Raw genomic sequence first — 4,783 nt, forward strand, 5'->3', positions numbered from 1 at the left:
TCACCGACATCCGCAGAACAAGTCGAAAACGGCCAACAGCGACACGCTCAGTTGATGCAATGCATTGAGTATTTCCAACGGCTCGAAGCTGAAGGACAAGGCTGGGAGCTGGAGAGTCGTAGTCGCGAGGAATTAGAGAGTATTGAAGGAGGGCATGGAGGAATATCACTTTTCGCAAAGCGGTCTATCATCCTCAACAATCTCTACGGGGTCGATATCGAGGACGGAGCAGTCGAGATCTGCAAACTACGCTTGTGGCTGTCGATGGTCGCTGATATCGAGGACGAACCGAACGAGGTCGAACCACTCCCGAATATTGATTTCAACATCCGTCAGGGCAACTCGCTGATTGGGTTCACTGAACTCCAAGAAGTCGCACGGGAGGATGCCGGCGACGCGTCACTCTCGAATTGGGGTGTCGGGACTGCGGTCAAGGACCTCTATGAGGATGTCATTCGGGAACAGGACCGTCATCGGGCGGCGGATTCAGCCCGTGAAGCGCAGAACGCTCGTAAAATGGCTGAGCGAAAAATCGACTCCCACAGTGAGGAGCTTAATGAGAAAATCCGCGATCAGTTCAACGAACTCGTTGACGAGGATGTTTCTCTTGGGGAATTAGAGGAATTCTCACCGTTTCATTGGGTGCTTGAGTTCGCGACAGTCTATCGAGAAGGCGGCTTTGATGTCATCATTGGAAACCCCCCGTGGGATGAACTGAAGCCATATCGGACGGATTTCTTCCCAAAGTACGATACTGAGTTTCGTAGCCGCCCGCCAAGTGAGAAGGACAAGAAGGTAGAGGAGCTTTTAGAGACCCCTGAAATCGCTTCTGAATGGGAGGAGTTCCAGCGTGACAAGGAACGCCAAGCGACCTATATCAACCAGAGTGGAGAATACGAGTACCAGACGCCAAGCGTAGAAGGGCAACAGGTTGCACGGACGAACGACCTGTCGCTACTGTTCTTTGAGCGAGTCTATGATATCGTCAGAGATGGTGGGTATGTTTCACAGCTGCTTCCTGGTCCGTTTTTCAATGCCGCCGCTGGGAAGGATTTGCGAGTCCATATGCTCGAGGAGTCGACGGTTCAGCATATAATTGGATTCGAGAACAATGGGATCTTCAATGACATCCACGGCCAGTATAATTTCGGAATAGTAACATTCCGGAATTCCGGGAATACTGACACTGTTAACGGTATCTTCCATCAGACTTCTGTTGATACCCTTCGGTCGATTGATGATGTAGCTCTGGAGATCCCCGCACGCATCCTCAAGGAGTATTCTCCCGGTGCTCGGATATTCCCAAATATCGAGGAACAACAGGAGGTCTCAGTGCTGGATAAGATTCTCCAGACACCTCCATTGGCGACCGAAATTGGTGGTACTTGGCGTACGGTCTTGTACAAGGAACTGGATCGGGGACGAGATCGGGATAGATTCATCGAGGACGAATCCAAAGGGGATTATCCGGTCTATCAGGGAAAGAACATCCACCAATTCTGTTACGAGTCGACCTACGTCGACGACCTTGAACCAGTTTCTTTGTGGAGTGTCGATGAGGATAACGAGGAGTTGAGCGCGAAGCGTCGCGTTCGAGAGAAGAACTTCCGTGCCCGGGACGAGGCGATCAGCCTCAAGAAGGCTATCTACAACAAGTTCAATGATGACCCTGAGTTCAGCCATCTCCCGTCAAGTTCCCAGAAGCGTTTCGTCAATCGATTGCTAACCGAGGAATTTGACCGTCCAGAACTTTCCTTGGAAGACGTCCGTCTCCATAGCTCTGAGTATCGACTTGTGCTCCGTGAGGTCGCTCGTGCAACTGACGAACGGACGCTCATTGCGGCTGTAATCCCACCCGGTGGAGTGGTCGTCCATACGCTGTACACGGTCCGGCCATTTGAGGCGAACCCTACCAAGGGTGATCTTTCGGAATTCCCGATGCACAGTGCTTACGACCGTGTTTTCACCGATAAGGAGCTTTTCGTCGCGCTTGGGCTGATCAACAGCATCCCCTTCGATTTCTTAATGCGGACAAAGGTTGATTCCCACGCCTCGAAGTACAAGTTTGAGGAGTCACAGGCGCCCCGACTCACTGACGGCGACAACTGGTTCCACTACATCGCTGATCGTGCGGCGAAGCTCAGCTGTTACGGTGAGGAGTTTGCTAAAATGCGTGAGCGACTCGGTGGGATTGATCCGGCGACGGATATGGAGACACGGCGTGAACTACAGGCCGAAGTCGACGCAGCCGTGTTCCACGCATATGGGCTGGATGAGGAGGAAATGCAGTTCGTTCTTGACGACTTCCATCGCGTGTCGAACCCTCGTATTATGACAGAAGCGTACTTTGAGAAGGTTGCTGAGAAATACGGCCATCTTGGAGACGCAGGGCCGATGGAATAACTACTGAACTAGCGCTACGCCTGGCTTCCGGACATTAATGGGTTCAGCTTTACTGATGAATACTGTCAAGCGCTCGCCGGGTCATCGCTCCATCGACATTCAGATATTGACGTGCAGTAGTGATGTCCTCCCACCCGAACATTGCTCGGAGCGCGGGGAGATCTAAGCCTCTTCCTGCATGGTACGACGCGGCTGTTGCACGTAATCCATGTAGCGAGGTTGCGTCATTAGACAGCTCCGGAGACCGTTCTAAGGCGGTTTCTAGTCGCCGTTGTAAGGTCGAGAATGAATACGGCCAGCCGCTATGTTCGTTGAGTAGTAATTCGACTGCGACTCGGACTCGATATGAGAAATGGTACGGAACTGTTCGAGATGCGGCTTCTGTTTTCGGGAGCCAATACCGATCAGCAAAGCTCTGGAAATCCGTATTGGGATTGTGATCCAGCCGCTGTTTCACCGCCTGCCGACAGTAGCCACAGATACCACCATCTCGTCCCTTCGTACAGTTCTCCTGTGGGGGAATCTGAATCATCTGCCGCTCTAGGTCAACCCACGATTTCGACAAGTGCGTTGTTTCTCCTGGTCGAAGTCCAAGACGGCCTCCAAGGAGAATGGCCGCTCGTGTTTCGAGCCTCCGTTGCGTATCTCCTATTCGTCCAGCCCCTTCTAACAGTAGTTCGAACTCGCGTTCGCTAAGGGCCCTCTCTCGTGTTGCTACCATATCTATCGCTGTCTGTCGATACAAAGATAATCCGCATCTTCTTCGAGTGTCAAGGTGAATCGGTTCACAGTGCCAGAATTGCCGTCTGATATGACAGGAAATACTTATGTGTGCCCTCCGGACGAAGCGTATGGGACTCTTTGAGACCTTATTTAGCTCATCCACTGGGGATACTGTCCCTCAGGCACAGCAACCGAGTCAGCACGAAATCTTCCCCGAGGACAAGTACAATGTCGCATACGCTGTAGCCGCTCGGCGTGAAGAAATTCGGGCGTTAGAACACCTTCTAAAAGCGGATCAGACGTCACCTACCGCCTTGGAGGCTGAGCCTTTCCTTCAGGATATAATTGAAGATATGGAGCGGGATCGGGAATACTCCCTCCGCCTTCGCACCTCTGGGGAGGAGCTCGTCGACGATATCCGTGAACTCATAGAGCATTGGGACAATCAGGTAGATGAGCAGATAGGGACGATTTGGTGGCCTATCGGAGCAGATACGACGTTCAGGTTGTACCTCCATTATCTGGAACTCCGTGCTGACGCGGAGGATGACCAATTTTCGTTCCCGGAGTCTGCTGGACAGGTTCACACTCTCGTCCAGCGTGGTCTCAGTGCAATAGAAGATGATGACGACTCGAAGCTCGCTGTAGTCCACAAGCGAGACATTCCTTGGGAAGAACCAGCTGAGGACAGTTGATCCAGTTCGCTCCTTCTCAAAGAGACCGATTAATTGTATCCAGTATCAAACCCAGTTATGGTAGAAATCCCAGACTCCCTGTGTTCGCTGTTCACTGCGAAAATTAAGGAGGAGGACGATGGCACATTCGTCATCGAGATTCCTTCGAGTGAAATCAAGCATGGGGCGCTGACTGTTGATGAAACGTACCGCATCGCTCTTCTTGATTCATCCTCTGAAGCTGAATCGACATCTCCACAGGGCCCACGGCGTCCCGCTACTCAGGGGAGCACGAGCCACGATTCATCTGGTCCTCCTGTCGATGAAGGCGAAGTCCGTGACGTGACAATCGAAACTGTCGGCGATCAGGGCGACGGTATTGCGAAAGTCGAACGGGGGTATGTCGTGATTGTCCCCGGCGCTCAGCCCGGTGACGAGCCAACAGTCGAAATCGAACAAGTACAGGAGAACGTCGCGTTTGCGAGCATCGTCGATAGCGATCCGCGAGCACTCTAACCTATTGACCTTCCGTGGATCGGTCTTCTTCTCGGTAAACCATCGGTGTGAGAAGGCTCCGTTCGCGTTTGTCTGATGGAGGTGGTTCTGAAAGTCACGTCACGCTTTCTCCACCCGTTTGCGATGGCACAACCTTCCAAAGCCGAAATGCAATCTATGACAAAGGAACCGATTGAGGTACTCGAACGACCTGGCCGACCAGGTCGCCGATGAGTTCGAGGCGTATAGACAGCCGGACGAATTCAAGGATGTCTCGCTCGTGATTGAGAACAGCGATGAGAAGCGTCCGACGCTGATCGTCCACGTTGATAGGGAGGATGCGGAGTCCCTTGCCGACCGTATCGATGAGTTCCTCCGCGAACACGGTGCCCGTACTGAACGGGAACGACATTCAGCAACGGATGTCCGCGTGTTAGCGACGGTCGACTAACACCGTCCCCTCCAATTTTTTGACTGACTGCAAGCAC

General features: G+C 52.6%; 5 protein-coding genes. 4 read left to right on the forward strand and 1 reads right to left on the reverse strand.

Annotated elements, in window-relative coordinates; all coding sequences use genetic code 11:
* The first annotated feature begins 54 nt into the window (after positions 1 to 54).
* Positions 55 to 2,403, forward strand: a complete 2,349-nt coding sequence (locus ACP99_RS18565) for an Eco57I restriction-modification methylase domain-containing protein (RefSeq protein WP_197052522.1) — start codon at positions 55 to 57, stop codon at positions 2,401 to 2,403.
* A gap of 49 nt (positions 2,404 to 2,452) precedes the next feature.
* On the opposite strand, the gene ACP99_RS21450 is transcribed toward ACP99_RS18565, so the two are convergent.
* Entirely contained in the window at positions 2,453 to 3,124 is a 672-nt protein-coding gene (locus ACP99_RS21450) for a tyrosine-type recombinase/integrase (RefSeq protein WP_081927589.1), read from the reverse strand.
* Positions 3,125 to 3,254: 130 nt separating this feature from the next.
* Here ACP99_RS21450 and ACP99_RS18570 point away from each other — a divergent pair, with 130 nt between their 5' ends.
* The 3 genes from ACP99_RS18570 (at position 3,255) to ACP99_RS18575 (ending at position 4,746) form a co-directional block, all read left to right on the forward strand.
* Positions 3,255 to 3,821, forward strand: a complete 567-nt coding sequence (locus tag ACP99_RS18570) for a hypothetical protein (protein WP_231554351.1) — start codon at positions 3,255 to 3,257, stop codon at positions 3,819 to 3,821.
* 57 nt (positions 3,822 to 3,878) lie between these two features.
* Positions 3,879 to 4,316 (forward strand): TRAM domain-containing protein, encoded by a 438-nt coding sequence (locus ACP99_RS19710; protein ID WP_081927590.1) that lies wholly within the window; start codon positions 3,879 to 3,881, stop codon positions 4,314 to 4,316.
* 172 nt (positions 4,317 to 4,488) lie between these two features.
* On the forward strand, positions 4,489 to 4,746 hold the full coding sequence (locus tag ACP99_RS18575) for a hypothetical protein (RefSeq protein ID WP_197052523.1): 258 nt from the start codon (positions 4,489 to 4,491) through the stop codon (positions 4,744 to 4,746).
* Positions 4,747 to 4,783 lie beyond the last annotated feature (37 nt).

This window comes from Halobellus rufus (assembly GCF_000739575.1).
In the GTDB taxonomy this organism is placed as follows: domain Archaea; phylum Halobacteriota; class Halobacteria; order Halobacteriales; family Haloferacaceae; genus Haloquadratum; species Haloquadratum rufum.

What these genes read in the sequence shown, in the direction of transcription:
- ACP99_RS18565 (WP_197052522.1), top strand. Translation starts at nt 55, where the DNA reads ATGCAATGCATTGAGTATTTCCAACGGCTCGAAGCTGAAGGACAAGGC.
- ACP99_RS21450 (WP_081927589.1), bottom strand. Translation starts at nt 3,124, where the DNA reads ATGGTAGCAACACGAGAGAGGGCCCTTAGCGAACGCGAGTTCGAACTA.
- ACP99_RS18570 (WP_231554351.1), top strand. Translation starts at nt 3,255, where the DNA reads ATGGGACTCTTTGAGACCTTATTTAGCTCATCCACTGGGGATACTGTC.
- ACP99_RS19710 (WP_081927590.1), top strand. Translation starts at nt 3,879, where the DNA reads ATGGTAGAAATCCCAGACTCCCTGTGTTCGCTGTTCACTGCGAAAATT.